Raw genomic sequence first — 21,102 nt, 5'->3', positions numbered from 1 at the left:
GGTTTATGCTGTATAAATCCATGAAATAAATATTTTATATACCAAACAGTAGTTTTGAATTTTCAGTGGTGATATGGGCCGCTGTATCTACATCTGTTTGATGGAGCTCCGCCACTTTTTGTGCTATGTAGATCAGGTATGAACTTTCATTAGGCTTACCACGGAACGGAACGGGCGTAAGGTACGGAGAATCTGTTTCTAAAACTATATGTTTCAGGTCAATTTCGGCCACAACTTTGTCCAGCCCGGAATTTTTATAGGTTACTACCCCGCCTATTCCCAGGTAAAAACCCAATGCAGTTACGTTGTTTGCCTGTTCCAGCGTACCTGTAAAACAATGAAATATACCGCGCAGATCCTCGTCCTGTTCTTGTTGCAGTACTTCATAAACTTCGTTAAAAGCATCGCGGCAGTGTATCACGATGGGCAGTTTCAAACTTTTAGCCCAGTTAATTTGCTGCCTGAAAGCTTCTATCTGTTCTTTCAAAAAGGTTTTGTCCCAGTACAGATCAATACCTATTTCACCAATGGCAAAAATTTTGTTTTGTTGCTGCGCGTTACGGATATTATCCAGTTCCTGCTCCCAATCGGCCTTTACCGAGCACGGGTGCAGTCCCAGCATAGGGAAACATTGCTCTGGATAGTTATGCACCAGGTCAAATACCAGCGGTACCGATTCCGTATCAACATTGGGCAAAAACAGTCGGTTAATATTATTGCTGATGCAGCGCTCCATAAGGGCGGCACGCTTATCGGCAATGGTTTCGTAATATAGGTGGGTATGGGTGTCGGTTAATACCATGATGCAAAAATAAAAAAGCCTTCTGTTTTTTGGCAGAAGGCTTTTATGTTAATTTTTCTTTTTACTTACCGGTGTTTTTCTGTACACCCGCTTTTTGCCCGGGCTTATTATGCCGGTTTTTTTAGCGACAGGCGCGTGTTTGGCTGGCTTCACTTGCACCAGTTCTACATCAAACAGCAGTGTGCTGTAAGGAGGAATATCCTGCCCCGCGCCCTTTTCGCCATAGGCAAGGGCCGATGGAACAATCAGGGTAGCTTTTGATCCTTCGTTCAATAAAAGCAGACCTTCGTCCCAACCCGGGATTACCTGGCCCTGGCCAACCACAACACTGATAGGTTCATATGGGCGGCCAGGCTGATCCAAACCGGCTTTCTTGGCTTCGGCTTCAATACTCGAATCGAAAACTTTACCGCTTAATATACGCCCGGTATAGTTTACCAGTACGGTATCGCCGGCAACAGGTTTACGCTTTACAGATGGCTGGGTAATTACATACTTTAAGCCCGATGCTGTTGTTGTGGCGTTTATTTTATTAGTGGCTATATAACTGTTAGCAGCAGCGGCTTCATTATCTTTTAACTTCTGCCCTTCTGCCTTTTTTTCGGCGATGGCATCGGTTAATGATTGTACCTTTTCAATTTTAAGGATGAATGTTAAATAGCTTCCTTTTGGAAAAAACGGCGGACGGGCTTCTTCATGACCTTTAAAAACCGAGTCGGTTGGTACCTTAACCAGCGCACTGTCTTTAACAGCTAATAAAGGGAATACATCCATTAAATCGCCCACATTTTGTGAAGGTTGTATTTGCGCCTGTACCGGTTTACCCGATTTATAGGTGCTGAAAAGAATAGAATCCTTATCGGTTTTTTGGATAAAGTTAAATGTAATTACATCGTTCAGCTTTATTTTTTCGCCGGTATTGTTGGTGAATTTCTGATAAAATGCTCCCTTTGGCGTGGGCTGCATATTAGGTCTCGGGTCCTGCGCATAAGCGCTTGTGGTTAACAAAGCGAATAATGACAACAGGAAATAAACAGGATTCTTCTTCATAAGTAATAAATAAAAAAAGCCTTTCTGCCTGTGGGCAGAAAGGCTGTGGATGAATGTTCTTAATTATTTGGCTGCCGGTGGCTGCATTTGTGGTGCAACCGGTTTTGGCGCATTGGGGTTTGGTTTAACAATGTCTACCATTTCCACTTCAAAAACAAGCGGAGAGTATGGACCGATAGGGCCTACTCCCTGGTCTTTGTAAGCGATATCAGAAGGGATGATGAAGGTTGCTTTTGCACCTTTGTTCAGGAGTTGCAAACCCTCGTCCCAGCCTGGTATTACTTTACCTTCACCAACAGGAATACGGATTGGAGCAAACTGACGCATTGGATCCATCTGTACTTTTTCTTTTTTCGCAATATCTTTTATGCTGGTATCAAATACTTTATCATTAGTTTGTTTACCTGTATAGTTTACAACGGCAGTATCGCCAACTGCCGGTTTTGCGCCTGTACCCGGATTGGTGATTACATATTGCAAACCTGACGCTGTTTTTTCAAGTTTCAGGTGATGATCGGCAATATATTTTTGAATTTTAGCAGGCTCTTGTTTTTTAACGGCTTCAGTTTCTGATTTTAAGTAGTCGGTAATACGGCCGCGGAAAACCTGCTCGTTAAGTGATCCTTTTGCAATTACTTTTTCAATTTTAACGGTATATACTACATATTTGCTTTTAAAACCCGGAGGACGTTGCTGGCCATTTTTAAACAAAGAATCGGCAGCTATTTTAAATGTGGCGCTATCGCCCTCGCCAAGCAAGTTTATACCGCTCACAATATCACCTTTGCTTTGAGATTTTGGCATAGCCATTTTTGCCTGCTGACCGCTTTCATAGGTGCTGTTCAATATAGAGTCGCCGTCGGTTTTAATTACCATGTTAAGGCTCACAAAGTCACCTTCTTTGATTTTTGCACCGCCTTTTGAGGTGTGGATGTTATAAAGCAAACCGCCATCGCCCTGCTTAAATCCACCGTTGCAACTTGCTAAACCTATAGCCGCAAGAGACAAGAACATTAATTTTCTTTTCATTTTTACTGTTTTTCTTACTGTATTAATAGTTTTTTATATTCGGGTAATATTAATTTAAATTGTTGTACAACCTGTTCAAGACTGTCGTTTGAATGACCGCCGGCCGCGTTGCGGTGACCACCGCCGCTAAAATATTTTTTAACGATCTCGTTTGCAGGAAATTCGCCTTTTGAGCGCAGCGAAAGCTTAACCTTATCTTTCCGCTCCACTATAAATGCTGCCAAACGGATGCTGGCTATTGATAAAGCATAATTCACTATACCTTCAGTATCACCTGTATCAACGTCAAATTTTTCCAGATCGTGTTTACCTACGGCAATAATTGCGGTATTATACTCAGGCAAAACCTCCAGGCAATTAGCCAGGCAGTGGCCCAGGAAGCGTAAACGGCTCTCTGATGCACTATTATAAACCAGCTCATGTATACGCCAGTTAACCGCGCCCGCATCAATCAATTCGGCTACTATGCGGTGTACGGCTGAGGTGGTATTTGGCAACCTGAACGATGCCGAATCGGTCATGATACCCGTATATAAACAGGTAGCCACATCCTTATTAATTAATTCAGAATGGTGCAGTTCATTAACAATAAAATCATAAATGAGCTGAGCTGTAGCGCAGGCATTGATGTTCCAATGGCGGTAATCATCAAAATCTTCGGGCTCCAGGTGATGATCGATCATGATCTTGTAAGCCGGGCTTTCGCCTACTAACACTCCCATTTCGTTAATACGGCCCAGGGCGTTAAAATCAAGACAGAATATCAGATCCGCATCAGCAATTAAAGCAGCCGATTGCGCTGTTTGTTCGGTAAAAATGATAACCTCTTCGTTGCCAGGCATCCAGCTCAAAAAGTCGGGATAATCTGTAGGGGTAATCACTTTGGCATGATGGCCTTGCTGTATCAGGTAGTTGTACAATCCTAACGACGAACCCATAGCATCACCATCGGGTTTATGATGGGTGGTGATCACTATTTTTTGAGGTTGAGCTAAGAGGTTTTTAAGCGCGGCTAAATCTAACATCAATTTTAAAAAAGAGTTGCAAAGCTAAATAAATAAATTAAATACAAACCATCTAATTTAATTCAAAACGCTTTATGTTACAGATGTAAAACCCTATTTTTGCGGCAATTTTAAAAAGCAAGAATGAAAACCAACAGAACTTTTACCATGATAAAGCCCGACGCAGTTGCAAACGGGCATATTGGTGCAATTTTAGACAAAATTACCAAGAGCGGATTCAAGATCATCGCTCTTAAATATACTGCTTTAAGCGCCGAAAAAGCCGGTCAGTTTTATGAAGTTCATAAAGAACGCCCTTTTTACAAAGCATTGGTTGAATTCATGTCATCAGGACCAATTGTAGCTGCTATATTAGAGAAAGACAATGCTATTGAAGATTTCCGCAAGCTGATTGGCGCAACCGATCCGTCAAAGGCAGAAGAAGGCACTATCCGTAACTTATTCGCTAAATCAATTGAAGCAAATGCAGTTCACGGATCTGACTCTGATGAGAATGCTGAAATTGAAGGCAACTTCTTCTTTTCGGCTTTCGAAAAATTTTAATCATTAGATAATTACAGGTGTTAATGAGTTAATTACGCCTGTAATTATCATTTTTTTTGTTCTTTTTCAATATTGGTTTTGTAAATTTACCTAACAGGGGGGTAACATTCTGTTTTGATTACACTTCTGTATTTAGTACCCGGCTAATTAAAGTTAATTGTATGAAACTGTTTTTGAAATGCATCATATATTTGCTGCTGATTGTGTGTTTAACAGCTGCAACCATATTGCTTTATAAGGCACACCCCGAAGTTCAGCTCGCTTTTATTATTCCGGGGATATTTATTTTTGCTTACTCGGTAATCAATGATGATATCGGTGTAAAACAAAAGCTGCGTTTTTCTAAAGAAAAATAACCTCCTCTACCAACACGCTGTTAGCCTTTTCATTTATCTTATCCATTATCTGCGCGCGCATCATCATCAGTTCGTTTTTTATTACTGACGATTCGATACGTAAAAACAGTTTTTTGTCGCGTATAAATAACTCTTTAGTGCGGTTAGCCACGGGCTTGCCAACCAGCTCGGGCCAGGCGGCAACCACAGCAGTTTCATCAAAACGGCGTTTAATTTTATAAACGTTAAGCATTTGTTCAATAGCCTCTTTTAACGATTTGTCATTTGCTTTACGCATCAATTGCCCCTCCTGTTACTTTAAATAGTTTCACGCCTACCGCTATTTTATTAAAAACATTTTCAACCCTGCTTACACTGGTATCGGTAATAAATACTTGTCCAAAATCATTATTTGATACCATTTTCATGAGCTTGGTAACGCGGTCATCATCAAGCTTGTCAAAAATATCATCAAGCAGTAACAGGGGCTTAAACCCTTTTTGCTGATATAAAAATGTGTACTGCGCAAGTTTAAGCGCTATCAGAAAAGACTTCTGCTGTCCCTGCGATCCAAATTTTTTCATGGGCATGCCATGTATGCCAAACTGAAGATCGTCTTTATGTATGCCCATTGTGGTGCGCTCCAGCACCCTGTCGCGCTCCACACTTTTTTTCAGCAAAACAGCAAAATCATCCTGCAGCAGTTGCGATTCATAAACCAGCTCTACTTGCTCCGCCCCATCGCTTAAAAAACCGTAATGCCTGTTAAATATCTCCGTAAAGTTTTCCATAAAGGCCTTGCGCCTTTCAAAAATCCGGTTGCCCGAAGCAGTTAGCTGCTCATCAAGTACTTCCAGCAGTCCCGGGTCATAACGGCCGGTATCTGCAATGAGCTTTAACAGCGCGTTACGGTTGGCCAGTACCTTATTATAAGTAATCAATTCGTCGAGGTAATGGTTATCTGTTTGTGATATTACATTATCGATAAACTTGCGGCGCTCCTCACTGCCATCGGTAATAATACTGGTATCATACGGCGATATCATCACCAGCGGCAGTAAACCTATATGATCGGCCAGGCGCTGATAATCTTTCTTGTTGCGCTTAAATTGTTTTTTCTGGTTACGTTTTACAGAACAGGCCACAGCCTCGGTCTGATTATTTTTATTAAAAACACCGGTAATGATAAAAAAATCGGTGCCCTGTTTTATCTGCTGGCTGTCAATGGGGTTAAAATAGCTTTTGCACAACGAGAGGTAATGAATAGCATCGAGCAGATTGGTTTTACCGGCTCCGTTATTTCCGGTAAAGGCATTCACCCCCTCGCTAAAAACAAGTTCGGCCTCTTCATAATTCTTAAAATTAATAACTGACAGCTGTTGCAAATACATAACGGGAAGGCAAATTTAGGCAATTAGTTCTTCGGTATTTGTATTAAGTTTCCACAATCAGGGTATTTTTACATTTTTTGTAAACAGCCAATAGATAGCAAGATTATTTACCTGTTTCTGAGTTGCTTGGAATGTCCTGTATTTATTTACCACTTCACTATAGCTACTTTTTTACCTAATTGAACAGCTTTATTTTTTGCATGGGTTAACCCACCAACAAAACTTTAATTATTTAATTTAAAAGGTATTGCCAGAAATTTTGAAAACCGTAACTTTGCAAACTTAATTTTGTAACAACAATGTCAAAAACCCAGGCGAATACCAAAGTTGCATCACCGGAAAGTAATATCGGGCACAGCGGCAATTTTGTACGCGAGAATCAAAAAAGCCTATTATTTATAGGTGGGGCTATTATTGCCCTCATTGCTATTTATCTTCTGTATCTGAAATTATATTTGGGTCCGCGCGAAATAACAGCTGCAGATCAAATGCACGTTGCGCAGGATTTTTGGGCCAAAAAAGATTGGGACAAAGCTATTAAAGGCGATGCCAGCTATCCTGGTTTTGAAAAGATCATCAGCGAATACAGCAATACCAAGGCAGCAAACCTTGCTTACTTTTACTTGGGTACCGCTTATTTAAACAAAGGCGAATACCGTAAGGCTATTGACAACCTAAACAACTACCACGGCGACGATAGCATGGTAGCTGCCGAAGCTTATGGAAGTGCGGGCGATGCTTACGTAGAGTTAAAAGATTACAGCAATGCGATAACCTATTTTAATAAGGCAGTTGATAAAGCAAAAAATAAATTTTTATCGCCGCTTTACCTAAAAAAGCTTGGCCTTGTTTACGAAGAACAAAAAGACAGCAAATCTGCCGCCGAAGCTTATAAAAGGATAAAAACAGAATATCCGGAAAGTGCAGAAGCACAAAATATTGACGAATATATTGCACGCGCAGAAGCGAAATAATAATTAAAATTTCGAATTTGGGATGTTCGATTTTGGATTTATTGACTTACAGAGCCATGAAATCCGAAATCGGACATTTTTTTTACAGAGGATTTGAACTACAATAAAAAACAATTCCGAAATTAAAAATCCGAAATCAACATAAATCCGAAATCAAAATGGCTACACAGCTTAAAAATTTATCAGACTTTTCTCAAACCGAAATACCATCGGCCATAGCATACCGCTTTGGCATAGTTGTAGCCGAATGGAATGCTGAAATTACTAATGCACTTTATCAGGGCGCTTACCAAAGCCTTGTTAATAATGGAGCATTGCCCGAGCATATTTACACCTACTCGGTACCAGGCAGCTTTGAATTAACATCCGGCGCTGATCTGTTATTAAAAAATGATAAATTAGATGCGGTGATCTGCTTGGGATGTGTAATACAGGGAGAAACCCGGCATTTTGATTTTATTTGCAACGCGGTAGCAAATGGGATAAGCAATGTTGCTATAAAATATTCAAAACCCGTTATATTTGGTGTATTAACCACTGATAACCAACAGCAGGCTATTGACCGTGCCGGTGGTAAACATGGTAATAAAGGCGACGAAGCTGCCATTACAGCTATAAAAATGGCCGCCCTTGCCGAAACATTAAGGAGTTAATTTTCGTAAAAACTGTTAGTTAATATAAAATGAAAAAAGTTATTTACATAGCGCTTATTGCCCTGGTTGTTGGAAGCATGATCTCATCATGCTCAAATAAATTATGCCCTGCTTATGGTTCATATCCTAAAAGCGGCAGATAACAGGATATTGTCATTTTTTATTTTCGCCCAAAACTATTAGCAGTTTTTGTGTTATAATTACGTTGTAACACAGTATACTATATAATTATTTTATGAATTGGATATCGTTGGAGTCGGCAGATCAAATAACTCAAATTAAACAAAATCAAGGTTACAGCCTTATATTTAAACACAGCACCCGCTGCTCCATCAGTATGATGGCCAAAAGGCGTTTTGAGCTCGACTGGGAAGATTTACCTGAAGATATGCCCCTTTATTTTCTGGATCTGATCAGTTATCGTGACCTTTCAAAACAGGTAGCCGAAGTTTTCCAGGTGCATCATGAATCGCCCCAGTTATTGCTGATAAAAGATGGCGAATGCATACTTGACCAATCACATGGCGGCATCTCTATCGAAGAGGCCCTTTCAGTTTTAAATTAGCAGTTTCAGAAATTTTACCGGTATCATTGATAAGCTAAAAATAACCTGCCATCCTGAGCTTGTCGAAGAAGCGTGCGTGAAGGTTTACCCGCCATGCTGCTGCGGTGCTCAGCATCTTATTTCCTGACTCTTAATTCTTATTCCTTTCTACTATTATAATCTATTCGTAAAACTTACCCGTTAGCCCCTAAAGGGTTATTTGGTTTTTAATTACATTTGTACCATGATTGATTTACCGGTAGTTCCCGCTGTTAGCCAGCCTCAACGTAAGCCAGACTGGCTCAGAGTTAAGCTTCCTATTGGAAAAGAGTATGCTCATGTGCGCGGTTTGGTTGATGAACATAAGCTGCACACCATTTGCGAGAGCGGCAATTGTCCTAACATGGGCGAGTGCTGGGGAGCGGGAACGGCTACCTTCATGATCCTGGGTAATATTTGTACTCGGTCATGCTCTTTTTGCGCGGTAGCAACAGGCCGGCCTTTAGCGGTTGATATTGACGAGCCTAACCGGGTGGCAACTTCGGTTAAGCTGATGCAGGTAAAACACTGTGTTATTACCTCTGTTGACCGTGACGACCTGAAAGACGGCGGATCTATCATCTGGGCCGAAACCATTAATGCCATACGCCGCGAAAGCCCTAATACCACTTTAGAGACTTTACTACCCGATTTCAGGGGTAACTGGGATAACCTTGCCCGTGTTTTGGAAACCCGGCCCGAGGTAGTATCACATAACCTGGAAACTGTACGCCGTTTGACCAAAGAAGTACGCATACAAGCCAAATACGATCGCAGCCTGGAGGCTTTAAAACACGTTTCGGAAGCAGGTTTGCGTACCAAATCGGGTATTATGCTGGGTTTAGGCGAAACCGAAGACGATATTTTAGAAGCAATGGACGACCTGCTGGCTGCCGGCGTACATATCCTAACTCTTGGGCAATATTTACAGCCTACACGTAACCATCACCCGGTAATTGACTGGATTCACCCTGATCAATTTGCCAGGCTCAAACAATTTGGATTAGATAAGGGTTTTAAATACGTGGAAAGCGGACCATTGGTACGCTCATCCTATCATGCAGAAAAACATCTGTTTGATATATTATAATTCCTTTATATATTCACATAGTTGAGCAAGAAACATAAAATATCGCTAACAGAAGAGCAACTGGTCCTTTCGCTAAGGAACCATGAAAAAATTGCTATTGAAGCTTTATATGATATGTATTCTGCTTCATTATATGGAATAATTTCACGTATTGTTATTGACACCGCCATATCCGAAGATGTTTTACAAGAAACCTTTGTAAAAATCTGGCATTCCTTTTCAGGCTATAGTGCCGAAAAAGGCCGTTTATTTACCTGGATGGTTAATATTGCGCGTAACCTCGCGATAGACAAGATCAGATCAAAAGATTTTAAGAATCAGAATAAAAACCAGGAGATTGAAAATAACGTAACTTCCATTGACGAACAAAGAAACACGGTTTATAAACCGGAGTTGATGGGGGTGAAGGATTTGGTTGACACCTTAAAACCCGAGCAAAAATCAATTATTGATCTGGTGTATTTCCAGGGGTATACACATGTTGAAGCTGCTGATGAACTGGGCGTTCCGCTTGGTACCATCAAAACGAGGTTAAGGATGGGCATACAGCAGCTCAGAAAACATTTTAATTGAAGTGGAAGATATAAAAGCATATATGGAATCAGGGATACTGGAGCTTTACGTTCTGGGGGATATAAGCCCCGGCGAAAAGTTGCTGGTGGAAGAGATGGCTTTAAAATATCCGGAGATAAAGGCAGAACTGGATGCTATTGAGCAGTCAATGGAATTATATGCACAAGCGAATGCTGTTGAACCGTCAGAAAATTTACGCAGCCGTGTGTTAGGCAGCATCCTGACCAATTTGGGCGATGATAATAATTTTACAGCAGCGCCACATCACGAAGAAAGCACATCTTACGAAGAAGACAACATTGTAACTTTACCTGCCGGCGGAGGAAGCAATTTTTATAAATATGCTTTTGCAGCCTCCCTTACATTATTAATAGCAAGTAGTATTGCTTTGGTGAACGTATATTCAAACCTGCAGCAGTCAAAAAGCCAGTTAGTGGCATTACAAGTGCAAAACCAACGGTTTAGCAATAGGGTTAATTTAATGGACCGCCAATTAAGTATTTTCCGGGATCCATCCTTTAAATTACTAATGCTGCAGGGAACTAAAAATCCGGCTCTGGCTGTAACCGTTGCATTTAGTGCAGCACAGAAAAAAGTAATTATTGATATGAGCAATGTAAAATTGCCTCAAAATGATAAAGATCACCAATACCAGCTTTGGGCATTGGTAGGTGGCAAGCCTGTTGATCTGGGCGTTTTCGACGCGCCAGCCGACTCCGCCAATATGAAAGAAATGAAACCGATTGCCCTGGCCGATGCCTTTGCCGTAACACTCGAACCTAAGGGTGGCAGCGTTAATCCTACCATGGACCAAATGGTGGTTTTAGGTAAATTTTAATTAGCTATTCCCCTCCCGTTTTTATTATTTTTATCATATCAGCCTATCCTCACATAGGTGTTAAATTTTAGTTTTTATTGTCATATTCGGGTTGCTTTATATAATATTAAAGCATTTTTACGTTATTTTATAAATAAAACATACCTTTATACCGTTATTTAACAATTATTTAACTAAATTCTAAAGCAATTATCCTTTTTTTTGTAACAAATACCCCAGTTCGGGTGTCTTATGAATAGTTAGTTTGAAAAACCTGATTTATATCAGGAAATCTAACCTTTAAATTTTGAGTATTTAGTTCTTTATAAGATCAGTTAATAGTTAATTAAAAACGGTTGTATAAATACTTGCAACCGTTTTTTATGCCATTAATTTTGCCATGGTAACAGGTAAGTGTGCAGCCAATTTACCCGGTAAAACTACATTTAAGCGATTAGGCAATGCCAGCTCATCACCAGCTTTTCCATGTATATAAATCCCTGCGAGGCAAGCTTGCAATGAAGTATATTTTTGAGCTAAAAGCGCAGCGATGACACCGGTAAGCACATCTCCCATTCCCCCGGATGCCATAGCCGGGTTGCCTGTTGAATTAAAATAAGCCTTACCATCGGGGGCTATAGTAATCGTGTAGTCATTCTTTAAAACGATGTACAGATTTAGTTTTTGAGCCTGCTCTATTCCTGTTTGCAGCCTGTTCCACCAATTTTTGTGTTCGCCAAACAACCTGTCAAACTCTTTCATGTGTGGGGTTAAAACGCTCCCGGCAGGCAAATGCCTTAAAAGCTCTTTATCATCAGCTAACAAATTAAGGGCGTCGGCATCAATAACCACAGGTTTTTTGTAATTTTTAATGATAGCGAAAAGTAAAGCTATAGCATCATTGTCTTTACCCAGACCTGGGCCAACTGCAATTGAACTAAATTTATCCCATTCAATTTCGGGTACCTCATGATCATTTCTTATGATGGCCATAATTTCGGGCAGGTAACTATTTAAAGCGATAAGGCCGCTTTCTGGCACGCAGGCGGTTGTTAATCCGGCCCCGGCATGTACGGCAGCCGAAGAACAAAGCAGGGCCGCTCCCATGGTTTTCGCCTGGCCCGCAATGGTCAGTGCATGACCGTAAGTTCCTTTATTGCTAAAACGGTGTCGGGGTTTAAGGAACGATCTTACGTCCTTCTCCTCCACAAATTGATATGGGGAGTTGAGCGATTGTACATATTTTTCATCAATGCCGATGTTAACCGCTTCCCAGCAATTAATATATGGAGCTGATTCGGGCAGCAGAAAGTTGATCTTAGGTTGCTGAAAAGTGATCACAAGCTCAGCTTTTATGGCTGTAGAGTTAGGCTGCACCTCTCCTTCCGAAAAAAATCCGGTTGGTACATCAACCGCGACAATAGTTTTATGGAGCTCATTGATGTGTTTTACCAATCGCTCATAATTTTCAGTGAGGGGTTTGTTTAGGCCGCTGCCCAGCAGCGCGTCAACAATAACGGAACTATCGTCATCCGGAACCCTATCGCCTTTACTTATTTCAGTAAGGGAAATACCGGCTTGTTTAAGCCGTGTCAGGTTAACCTCAAAATCGTCAGAGGTCTTATCACTGAAACGCGCTATGTAAACCCGCAACTTTTTATACTGGTGCTGACTTAATATCCGGGCAATAGCCAATCCGTCGCCCCCATTATTGCCCGTACCGCAATAAAAGGATATAGATTGCTTTTTATCTGGAAAATGATTAATGAACCAGCCAACAAAAGCTTTTGAGGCACGCTCCATCAGGTCGACCGAAGTTATGGGTTCGTTGGCTATGGTATAAGCGTCAGCCTGTCGTATTTGTTCAGAAATAAGTAAAGGCAGCATATAATTCTAAAGTAAGGAATTATATGTTTTGTTTTGCGAAAAGCTAATGATATAATCAAAGCGGAAAACTGAACTTGCCCATTAACACCGCGGGATTATTTCCAATAACAATAGGTTCTCCACACAAGGCTTCATTGCCCAACAAAGCAAATAATATAGCCTCCTTGGCATCGGGGTCTATTCCAAGGCTGCCTGTATCGGCAATAGTCGTATCAGCAAATGCCTTTTTCAAATGGGTGATCACAAATGGGTTTCTTGCACCGCCTCCGCTTACAAATATGTTCAGACTATCTGCCACTATATGCTGCTTAATAAAATTCACGATAGATACCACGGTGAACATACTCAGTGTACTAATCAAATCCTCATTCCTAATATTTTCAGTCTCTGATCGTGCCTGTGCTTGCTCTACATACGTGAGACTAAACAATTCCGGTCCGGTTGTTTTTGGTAATTCCTCGTTGAAAAATGGATGATCAAGCAGGGTCGCGAGCAATACATCATTTACCTTTCCTTTATTGGCAATAGCCGAATCCTGGTCATACGCCACATTAAAATATTTACGACAGGCCGCATCAATCAAGGTATTGCCCGGACCAATATCAGTGCATAACACTTTGGCCGTATCACCATCAGCAGGTAAATAGGTTAAATTGGCAATGCCGCCAATGTTAAGCAATATCCTGTTTTCGCCAGGCTTGCTACCTAACAATACATCGCCATATAATGCTAATGGAGCACCTTCTCCCCCGGCAGCTATATGTTTCTGCCTGAAATCGCTGATGGTCAATATTCCGGTTTTTACTGCCAGATGATCGCCGTCGCCAATCTGTAAAGTTGCATTAGAATAACCCGGGCGCTGATGCAGTCTTTTAGGCGCGTGGTATATGGTTTGGCCATGACTGGCTATAAAATCGACCAGAACCGGGTTAATTTTCCACATTTCGAGCGCTTGCAATACCAGTTCACCATGATAATCACCAATAAAAGCATTCAATAAAGTGATCTGCTCCAGATCAACGGTTTTACGGGCAAATACCTGCTGCACCTCATTTTTAAAACTTTGACCATAAGGTATAGTAATAAATTGCAGCAGCTTAAAACTGGTTTGCAGGCCGTTACCTGTAAAGCTGCATAAGGCTATATCCAACCCGTCAAGCGAGGTGCCTGACATTAAGCCGATACCGACTTTAACAGGTTTTTGGGCAATGGTAAAGAGTTTTTGCAGATTTTGATTAAGCGACGACATGGGTTTAAATTACAGTTTATTGCGTTTTTATAAAAGTTAATTTAATAGCTGCACTATGTAAATATCTGATATATTTGTTTGGAACAAGCATACAAACTTATTAATCCTTATACATGGCCCGATTAAATTTATTGGAAGAGACCCGGTACGAGAAGCTGCCGGTAAGCGTTTATGATAACCAGCAGGTGGCATCCGTGGCGGTGGCCGCAAGGATTGCTGCTTTGATCCGCAGCAAACAAAGCAAGGGACAAAAAGCCGTTTTAGGTTTGGCTACCGGCGTTACCCCCATTGGCGTGTATGCCGAACTGGTGCGGTTGCATCAACAAGAGGGCTTGTCTTTTCGGGATGTGATCACTTTCAACCTCGATGAGTATTATCCCATGAAGCCCGATGCGGCCCAAAGCTATGTCACCTTCATGTACGAGAACCTGTTCAGCCATGTGGATATTGATAAGGCTAATGTGCACATACCCGATGGTACCCTGGAACAGGATGCCGTGGCGGCTTTCTGCCTCGATTATGAGCACAAGATCGAAGCTCTCGGCGGCCTCGACCTCCAGATCTTAGGGATCGGCCGTACCGGTCACATCGGGTTCAACGAGCCGGGCTCTGCACCCAATTCGGGTACCCGCCTGGTGACTTTGGATGATTTGACCCGCAATGATGCTTCCCGTGATTTTGGCGGTAAGGCCAATGTGCCTACCAAGGCCATCACCATGGGTATCGGCACCATCTTCAAGGCCCGCGAGATCATCCTGATGGCCTGGAGCAAAAAGAAGGCCCCTATCATCAAGAAAGCCGTGGAGGGCGAAATGTCGGGCGATGTTCCGGCTACTTACCTGCAGCTGTCCGATAACGTGGAGTTTGTACTGGATGAGGCCGCCGCTTCCGAGCTCACCCGTTTTGATACCCCCTGGTTAGTAAAAGACTGTTCCTGGGATGACAAGGTTTTAAAGAAGAAAGCCGTGATCTGGCTGGCCGATACCATTGGCAAGCCGGTACTGAAGCTCACCGAGGAGGATTACAACAACCATGGTATGGCGCAGTTAGCCGTAGAGCAGGGGCCGGTATACAACATCAACATTGATATTTTTAATAAGATACAGCATACCATTACCGGATGGCCGGGTGGCAAGCCCGATGCGGATGATTCGCAGCGCCCGGAAAGGGCTTTACCAGCCAAGAAACGTTCCATCATCTTTTCTCCACACCCGGATGATGATGTGATCTCTATGGGCGGCACGTTTATCCGTTTGGTGGATCAAGGACATGATGTACATGTGGCTTACCAGACTTCGGGCAATACCGCCGTGTGGGATGATGATGTATTGCGGTACATGGAGTTTGCCATTGACTTTACCAACAGCATTGGTGAGGACACCGGTCACCTGAAAAAACTATACGAGGACATGAGGGCTTTCTTCCCGCAGAAACAGCCCAACCAGATCGATACCCAGGAGATCCGCAACGTGAAAGGGTTTATCCGCAAGACCGAGGCCATCTCGGGGGCCCGTTACGCGGGGTTGCATGATGACCATATCCATTTTATGGCCCTGCCTTTTTACGAAACGGGTAAAACCAAAAAGAATGCCGTGGGCGAGGAGGATATCCTGCTGACCATCGAACTGCTGCAACAGGTGAAACCCCAGCAGATCTTTGCGGCCGGTGATTTTGCTGATCCGAACGGCACGCATTTGGTATGCTTTAAAATTATCCTGGCTGCTTTGGACCGTCTGAAGGGCAAGGAGGCCTGGGTGGAGGATTGCTGGCTCTGGATGTACCGCGGGGCATGGCATGAGTTTGAAACTTATGAGATTGAGATGGCCGTGCCTTTATCTCCCCAGGAGGTGATCCGCAAGCGCAATGCCATCTTCAAGCACCAGTCGCAAAAGGATCGTCCCGTGTTCCCGGGTGATGATGCCCGTGAGTTCTGGGTGCGCGCCGAGGACCGTACCCGTGACACCGCTCAGCGCTATGACCGCCTTGGCCTCGCTGAATATGAGGCCATGGAGGCGTTTATGAGATATAAATTTTAAGGGGTTATACGTTTGATGTGGTACGTGCTACGTTTTTAGTTAAATGTAGCACGTTATATAATTAAGTTATTGCTATGCAAAAATTTAAGGAGCTGATTTTATGGCAAGAAGCTCATCAGCTTACTCTTAAAATTTATGAAGCGTCTAAAAAGTTTCCAAAAGAAGAAATATTTGGTGTTACCTCTCAGCCACGAAGGGCTGCCACATCCATATCTTGCAATATAGCCGAAGGCTGCGGCAGACATACGGCCAAAGACTTTGCAAACTTTCTTCAAATTTCACTAGGATCTACTAACGAAACAGATTATCTAACCATATTAGCGAAAGATCTAAACTACCTTTCAGAAAACGACTTTAACATTCTACAGGAGAAGATCAACAAGGTGAGAGCGATGAATATAAATCTAATAGAAAAAGTAAGAAATAAATAATATAAGTCCATAAAAACGTATAACGTACCACGTAAAACGTACAACCTAATGACTACGCAAATCAAAAGCCCACGACTCCTCTCCCTCGATGTAATGCGCGGGGCCACCATAGCAGCTATGATCCTGGTAAATGATCCGGGCGATTGGGGACACATTTACCCACCACTTGAACATTCCAAATGGAATGGCTGTACCCCTACCGACCTGGTGTTTCCATTCTTTTTGTTTATGGTTGGCGTATCTGTGGTATATGCTATGGAAAGCAAGAAAACCACCATGCCGCATGGCAAAATGATATTAACCGCGCTGCGCCGTACGGCAATATTGATCGCTATCCCGTGGATTACACAACTGATCTTTCATCCCGAAGGTGGTTTGGCGCACCTGCGTTTGCCGGGTGTATTGCCGCGTATTGCACTGGTTTACTTTATCTGCACCATACTATATTTAAAAACATCCCAAAAAACACGCGACTGGATATTTGCATTCGCTTTAATTGGTTATTTTATTATCATGACCTTTATCCCCGTACCGGGTGTGGGTTATGCCAATCTTGAATCAGAAACCAATATGGGCGCATGGATAGATAGGCTTGTATTTACCACCAACCACCTATGGCGCGAATCGCATACCTGGGATCCGGAAGGTTTGTTAGGGACGATACCTGCTGTGGCTACCGGTTTATTTGGCATACGGGTAGGCAGCTGGCTGAAACGAAAGGACCGCGACGAAAATGTAAAAGTAAGCTGGATGTTCACCTATGGTGTATTAGCTGTAGTGGCTGGTTTAATCTGGGACTTGTTCTTTCCTATTAACAAAGCCTTATGGACAAGTTCATTTGTATTATTCACCGGCGGTCTGGCTACTATTGCACTTTCTCTGAGTTACTGGCTTATTGACGTGCAGGGCCGTAAAAGGTTCACTTATTTCTTTGTGGTGTTTGGCGCTAATGCCATTACTGCTTACGTGCTCTCGGGTTTTATTCCGCATTACATGGACATGATCAAAATCAAAGGCGCTTCCATTTATCAAACCCTGTTCGCACCGTACTTTTCACCTATCAACGCGTCACTGGCAAGCGCCATATTTACGGTGATTATTTTATGGCTGGTGATGTGGATGTTCTACATCAAAAAAATCTTTATCAAAATATAATCATGAAATTAAACCGCATTATCCTTATCGCATTATTTCTTTTCTCAGTTGCCGGCCTTAAAGCCCAGACAACAGCACCCACATTTACGCCATCGCATTTAAAAGCGGCAGAACAATACCTGGTAGCTACGGGCATTAATGCACAATTTGGAGATATTACCCTGAATATGATCAACTCCTCAAGCGCGCAAATGCCCGAAGAACACCGGGCATCTTATGTAAAAGTAATGCAGGCATTTATGGCCAAATATTATACATGGGATGTACTCAAAGATAATTTCGCCAAAATTTATGCTGCCGAATTTACGGAAGATGAGCTTAAACAGTTAACCGTCTTTTACAATTCTCCCATCGGCAAAAAGGTAAGCTTAAAAACACCGCTGCTGATGCAAAAAGGAATGGCCATGGGCCAGCAGGTAGTTACTGATCATCGGCCCGAGCTGGAGCAGATGATGAAAGACGCGTTTCAGGCAGATACTGCCACCGCCACACCTAAAAGCAATTAACAATTCCGGCATTTGTAACTAATAATTTCGTTTTGCATCTTAGCATAAAATATTCCTTAATTAATATATGAAATTAAACCTCAAGCTTTCCGCGGTTGCCTTAGCTTTGATTATAACCTCGGGCGGCGCTTTTGCGCAGGTTAAAAAGAAACCCGCACCTTCGTCCAAAAATAAACCTGCCGCAACGCAGGCAAAAGCCGATGTATTACCCGTAGACGATCAGGTGATCATAGGCAAACTGCCCAACGGACTAACTTATTATATCAGGAAAAACGTTGAGCCCAAAAACAAGGCCGAGCTTTACCTCGTAAATAAAGCAGGCTCTGTATTGGAAACTGACGATCAGCAGGGCCTTGCTCACTTTACAGAGCACATGGCCTTCAATGGCACGCGCGATTTCCCAAAAAACGCCATGGTTGATTACCTTCAGAAATCGGGGGTTAAGTTTGGCGCCGATTTGAACGCCTATACCTCGTTTAATGAAACCGTATACCAGCTACCTATCCCTTCTGATACGGTTAAAATTTTTGAGAATGGTTTTAAAATACTTGCCAACTGGGCCGGTTATGTAAGTTTTGACCCTGCCGAAATTGATAAAGAGCGCGGCGTGGTATTAGAAGAGGAACGTTTACGCGGCAAAAACGCGCAGGAACGCTTACAGCAACAAATTTTACCTGTACTGCTGAACAATTCGCGCTATGCTTTGCGTTTGCCAATAGGTAAAGAGGATATCCTGAAAAACTTTAAACCTGAAACTATTAAAAGTTTTTATCACGACTGGTACCGTCCGGATCTGCAGGCCGTTATTGCCGTTGGCGATTTTGACCCTAAACGTGTTGAAGAGCTTATTAAACAGAATTTTTCGCAGTTGCAAAATCCGGCCGGAGAAAAACCTCGTGTAAAATATACCGTTCCGGCTACACCGGGTACGGCAGTTAAGATTGCTACGGATGCAGAGTTCCCTTATACCCTTGCCGAAATTATAGTAAAACACCCCGGAACAACAACCAAAACAACTGCCGATTATATGCAACAAATACGCGAGCAACTATTTAACCAGATGCTTAACGCGCGCCTGGGCGAATTGCTGCAAAAACCTAATCCACCGTTTTTATATGGCCGTTCAAGTTATGGAGGCTTTTTAGGGGAACAGGATGCTTTTACTTCCATTGCAGTTGCTAAATCGGGCGAACTGGAAGGCGCTATAAAAGCTGTAGTTGCGGAAACAGAACGTGCTCGTAAGTTTGGCTTTACACTTACCGAACTGGAACGGGCCAAACAGGACGCGCTGGTACAAATAGGTAACGCCTTCAGGGAAAAAGATAAAACCAGGTCGGTAAATTTTGTACATGAATACCAGCAACACTTTTTAACAGGCGAAGCTATACCGGGTATTGAGTATGAGTACAATTACTATGTTAACAACATTAATAAAATAACATTAGCCGAAATGAATGCCCTCGCGGGTAAATTTATCAGCGACCAAAACAGGGTGGTTATTGTAGAGGCGCCGGATAAAGAAAAGGACAAGTTGCCTGCAGAAAAAACATTATTGCAATGGATAAGCACCGCAGGACAAAATGTTACCGCTTATGTTGATAATGTATCGTCAGATCCCTTGCTGAACAAACTGCCCGAAGGCACCAAGGTTACCAATGAAGTTAAGGATGATGCTATCGGCACCACCACCCTAACCCTGGGCAATGGTGTAAAGGTAGTTTTAAAACCTACCGACTTCAGGAACGACCAGGTATTGATAAACGGCTATGCTTTTGGCGGCACTTCATTAGCCAGCGATGATGATTTTACCTCAGCAAACCTGGCTGCATCTATTATAAGCAGCAGCGGCATTGCCCAGTTTAACCAGGGACAATTGGATAAAAAACTGGCGGGCAAAAATGTGAACGTATCACCTTATATCAGCGAGTTTACACAAGGTATCAGCGGCAGTTCATCGCCTGCCGATTTTGAAACCGCCTTACAGCTTATTTATTTATACATTACCCAACCCCGCAAAGACAAGGATATCTGGCAGTCACAAATTGATCAAACCCGCTCGTTATTAGCTAATCGCAGCCTCGAGCCGGTTAATGTGTTTCAGGATACCGTGGCGGCTGTTTTAAGCAATAACAACTTTAGGGCGATGGTTACTACGCTCCCGCGGTTAAACGCGGCTTCGCTTGATAAGGCTTTTGATTTTTATAAAAGCAGGTTTGCAGATGCCAGCGGCTTTACTTTTACGCTGGTGGGCAACTTTAATGTAGAAACTATCAAACCCTATCTGGAGCATTATTTAGGCGGACTGCCATCAACCAACAGCAACGAAACCTTCAAAAATCTCGACATACATCCGCAAACTGGTTTAGTTACCAAAACGGTTAACAAGGGAGTTGGCGAGAAAAGCAGTGTTCAGCTGGTTTTCAGCGGTCAATATGATTATAACGAGGCCAACAATTTACAAATGGATGCCCTGGAAGAGGTGTTGAACATTAAACTGATTGAGCGCCTGCGTGAACAGGAAAGCGGTGTTTACGCGCCTGGGGTAAGAGCCGGTTATCATAAACTTCCAAGCGGCAGGTACACCATTTCTGTTTATTTTGGATGCGCTCCTGAAAATGTGGATAAAATGATAAACGCTACGATAGAAGAAATTGGCAAGATTAAACAAAACGGCGCCCAACCTACCGATATTCAGAAATTTGTAGCTAAAGAAGCCCGTTCAACCCAGGAACAACTGAAAGAAAATATTTTTTGGGCCGGGTACCTGACTTCTTCCGTACAAAACAAAGAGAATCCTGATCAGATACTGAGCCATGTAAGCAGTCTTGAACAGGTAACCGTGCAAAGCACTAAAGATGCTGCTAACAAATACCTGAGCGATAAAAACTTCATCAAGCTGATACTAATGCCTGAGAAGAAATAAACTTTCGATATAAACAAAAGCCCCGACCTGATGATCAGGCCGGGGCTTTT

General features: G+C 42.5%; 21 protein-coding genes. 13 read left to right on the top strand and 8 right to left on the bottom strand.

The genetic code is table 11. The features are described 5' to 3' along the window. Nucleotides 1–34: 34 nt before the first annotated feature. The 4 genes from SNE25_RS05640 to SNE25_RS05625 form a co-directional block, all read right to left on the bottom strand. Nucleotides 35–802, bottom strand: coding sequence for a TatD family hydrolase (locus tag SNE25_RS05640; protein WP_321564116.1), 768 nt, complete (start codon nucleotides 800–802; stop codon nucleotides 35–37). A 48-nt stretch (nucleotides 803–850) separates the two neighbouring features. After that, on the bottom strand, nucleotides 851–1,852 hold the full coding sequence (locus SNE25_RS05635; RefSeq protein WP_321564115.1) for an FKBP-type peptidyl-prolyl cis-trans isomerase: 1,002 nt from the start codon (nucleotides 1,850–1,852) through the stop codon (nucleotides 851–853). A 63-nt stretch (nucleotides 1,853–1,915) separates the two neighbouring features. Beyond that, nucleotides 1,916–2,881, bottom strand: a complete 966-nt coding sequence (locus SNE25_RS05630) for an FKBP-type peptidyl-prolyl cis-trans isomerase (protein WP_321564114.1) — start codon at nucleotides 2,879–2,881, stop codon at nucleotides 1,916–1,918. Between the two features lie 14 nt (nucleotides 2,882–2,895). Further along, nucleotides 2,896–3,906: a DHH family phosphoesterase gene (locus tag SNE25_RS05625; RefSeq protein ID WP_321564113.1), complete on the bottom strand. Its 1,011-nt coding sequence runs from the start codon at nucleotides 3,904–3,906 to the stop codon at nucleotides 2,896–2,898. Between the two features lie 123 nt (nucleotides 3,907–4,029). Here SNE25_RS05625 and SNE25_RS05620 point away from each other — a divergent pair, with 123 nt between their 5' ends. Together SNE25_RS05620 and SNE25_RS05615 are read left to right on the top strand one after the other, a co-directional pair. Beyond that, entirely contained in the window at nucleotides 4,030–4,449 is a 420-nt protein-coding gene (locus SNE25_RS05620) for a nucleoside-diphosphate kinase (protein ID WP_321564112.1), read from the top strand. A 161-nt stretch (nucleotides 4,450–4,610) separates the two neighbouring features. After that, nucleotides 4,611–4,805, top strand: coding sequence for a hypothetical protein (locus tag SNE25_RS05615; protein ID WP_321564111.1), 195 nt, complete (start codon nucleotides 4,611–4,613; stop codon nucleotides 4,803–4,805). Here the strand turns inward: SNE25_RS05615 and SNE25_RS05610 are convergent. Together SNE25_RS05610 and recF are read right to left on the bottom strand one after the other, a co-directional pair. Next, complete coding sequence (locus SNE25_RS05610) at nucleotides 4,792–5,082, bottom strand: DUF721 domain-containing protein (protein WP_321564110.1); 291 nt, start codon at nucleotides 5,080–5,082, stop codon at nucleotides 4,792–4,794. The genes SNE25_RS05615 and SNE25_RS05610 overlap by 14 nt on opposite strands. Next, a complete protein-coding gene (gene recF, locus SNE25_RS05605) occupies nucleotides 5,075–6,175 on the bottom strand; it encodes a DNA replication/repair protein RecF (protein ID WP_321564109.1) in 1,101 nt (366 codons plus the stop codon). Before recF ends, SNE25_RS05610 begins: the two co-directional genes overlap by 8 nt. A 299-nt stretch (nucleotides 6,176–6,474) precedes the next feature. On the opposite strand from recF, the gene SNE25_RS05600 reads away from it, so the two are divergent. The 6 genes from SNE25_RS05600 (at nucleotide 6,475) to SNE25_RS05575 (ending at nucleotide 10,886) form a co-directional block, all read left to right on the top strand. Next, complete coding sequence (locus SNE25_RS05600) at nucleotides 6,475–7,149, top strand: tetratricopeptide repeat protein (protein WP_321564108.1); 675 nt, start codon at nucleotides 6,475–6,477, stop codon at nucleotides 7,147–7,149. A 158-nt stretch (nucleotides 7,150–7,307) separates the two neighbouring features. Further along, nucleotides 7,308–7,802 carry a 6,7-dimethyl-8-ribityllumazine synthase gene (ribH, locus tag SNE25_RS05595; RefSeq protein ID WP_321564107.1) on the top strand — a complete coding sequence of 165 codons (495 nt, stop codon included), beginning with the start codon at nucleotides 7,308–7,310 and terminating at the stop codon, nucleotides 7,800–7,802. A 235-nt stretch (nucleotides 7,803–8,037) separates the two neighbouring features. Then, nucleotides 8,038–8,367, top strand: a complete 330-nt coding sequence (ytxJ, locus tag SNE25_RS05590; protein ID WP_321564106.1) for a bacillithiol system redox-active protein YtxJ — start codon at nucleotides 8,038–8,040, stop codon at nucleotides 8,365–8,367. Between the two features lie 223 nt (nucleotides 8,368–8,590). Continuing rightward, nucleotides 8,591–9,475 carry a lipoyl synthase gene (gene lipA, locus SNE25_RS05585; RefSeq protein WP_321564105.1) on the top strand — a complete coding sequence of 295 codons (885 nt, stop codon included), beginning with the start codon at nucleotides 8,591–8,593 and terminating at the stop codon, nucleotides 9,473–9,475. Nucleotides 9,476–9,496: 21 nt separating this feature from the next. Beyond that, nucleotides 9,497–10,048: an RNA polymerase sigma factor gene (locus SNE25_RS05580; RefSeq protein ID WP_321564104.1), complete on the top strand. Its 552-nt coding sequence runs from the start codon at nucleotides 9,497–9,499 to the stop codon at nucleotides 10,046–10,048. A gap of 22 nt (nucleotides 10,049–10,070) precedes the next feature. Then, nucleotides 10,071–10,886: an anti-sigma factor gene (locus SNE25_RS05575; protein WP_321564103.1), complete on the top strand. Its 816-nt coding sequence runs from the start codon at nucleotides 10,071–10,073 to the stop codon at nucleotides 10,884–10,886. Between the two features lie 360 nt (nucleotides 10,887–11,246). On the opposite strand, the gene SNE25_RS05570 is transcribed toward SNE25_RS05575, so the two are convergent. Further along, nucleotides 11,247–12,752 carry an NAD(P)H-hydrate dehydratase gene (locus SNE25_RS05570; protein WP_321564102.1) on the bottom strand — a complete coding sequence of 502 codons (1,506 nt, stop codon included), beginning with the start codon at nucleotides 12,750–12,752 and terminating at the stop codon, nucleotides 11,247–11,249. Nucleotides 12,753–12,807: 55 nt separating this feature from the next. Then, nucleotides 12,808–14,001 carry an anhydro-N-acetylmuramic acid kinase gene (locus SNE25_RS05565; RefSeq protein WP_321564101.1) on the bottom strand — a complete coding sequence of 398 codons (1,194 nt, stop codon included), beginning with the start codon at nucleotides 13,999–14,001 and terminating at the stop codon, nucleotides 12,808–12,810. A gap of 113 nt (nucleotides 14,002–14,114) precedes the next feature. Here SNE25_RS05565 and nagB point away from each other — a divergent pair, with 113 nt between their 5' ends. From nagB to SNE25_RS05540, 5 genes are all read left to right on the top strand, one after another. Continuing rightward, nucleotides 14,115–16,037: a glucosamine-6-phosphate deaminase gene (gene nagB, locus SNE25_RS05560; RefSeq protein ID WP_321564100.1), complete on the top strand. Its 1,923-nt coding sequence runs from the start codon at nucleotides 14,115–14,117 to the stop codon at nucleotides 16,035–16,037. A 74-nt stretch (nucleotides 16,038–16,111) separates the two neighbouring features. Beyond that, nucleotides 16,112–16,468, top strand: coding sequence for a four helix bundle protein (locus SNE25_RS05555; protein ID WP_321564099.1), 357 nt, complete (start codon nucleotides 16,112–16,114; stop codon nucleotides 16,466–16,468). Nucleotides 16,469–16,516: 48 nt separating this feature from the next. After that, on the top strand, nucleotides 16,517–17,623 hold the full coding sequence (locus SNE25_RS05550) for an acyltransferase family protein (RefSeq protein ID WP_321564098.1): 1,107 nt from the start codon (nucleotides 16,517–16,519) through the stop codon (nucleotides 17,621–17,623). Nucleotides 17,624–17,625: 2 nt separating this feature from the next. Next, a complete protein-coding gene (locus tag SNE25_RS05545; protein ID WP_321564097.1) occupies nucleotides 17,626–18,129 on the top strand; it encodes a DUF2059 domain-containing protein in 504 nt (167 codons plus the stop codon). 67 nt (nucleotides 18,130–18,196) lie between these two features. After that, complete coding sequence (locus SNE25_RS05540; protein ID WP_321564096.1) at nucleotides 18,197–21,052, top strand: M16 family metallopeptidase; 2,856 nt, start codon at nucleotides 18,197–18,199, stop codon at nucleotides 21,050–21,052. Nucleotides 21,053–21,102: the final 50 nt, after the last annotated feature.

The sequence above is a fragment of the Mucilaginibacter sabulilitoris genome (assembly GCF_034262375.1).
In the GTDB taxonomy this organism is placed as follows: Bacteria; Bacteroidota; Bacteroidia; order Sphingobacteriales; family Sphingobacteriaceae; genus Mucilaginibacter; species Mucilaginibacter sabulilitoris.
The sequence above is the reverse complement of the archived record's forward strand: the minus strand, read 5'-3'. Positions and strand labels throughout refer to the sequence as shown.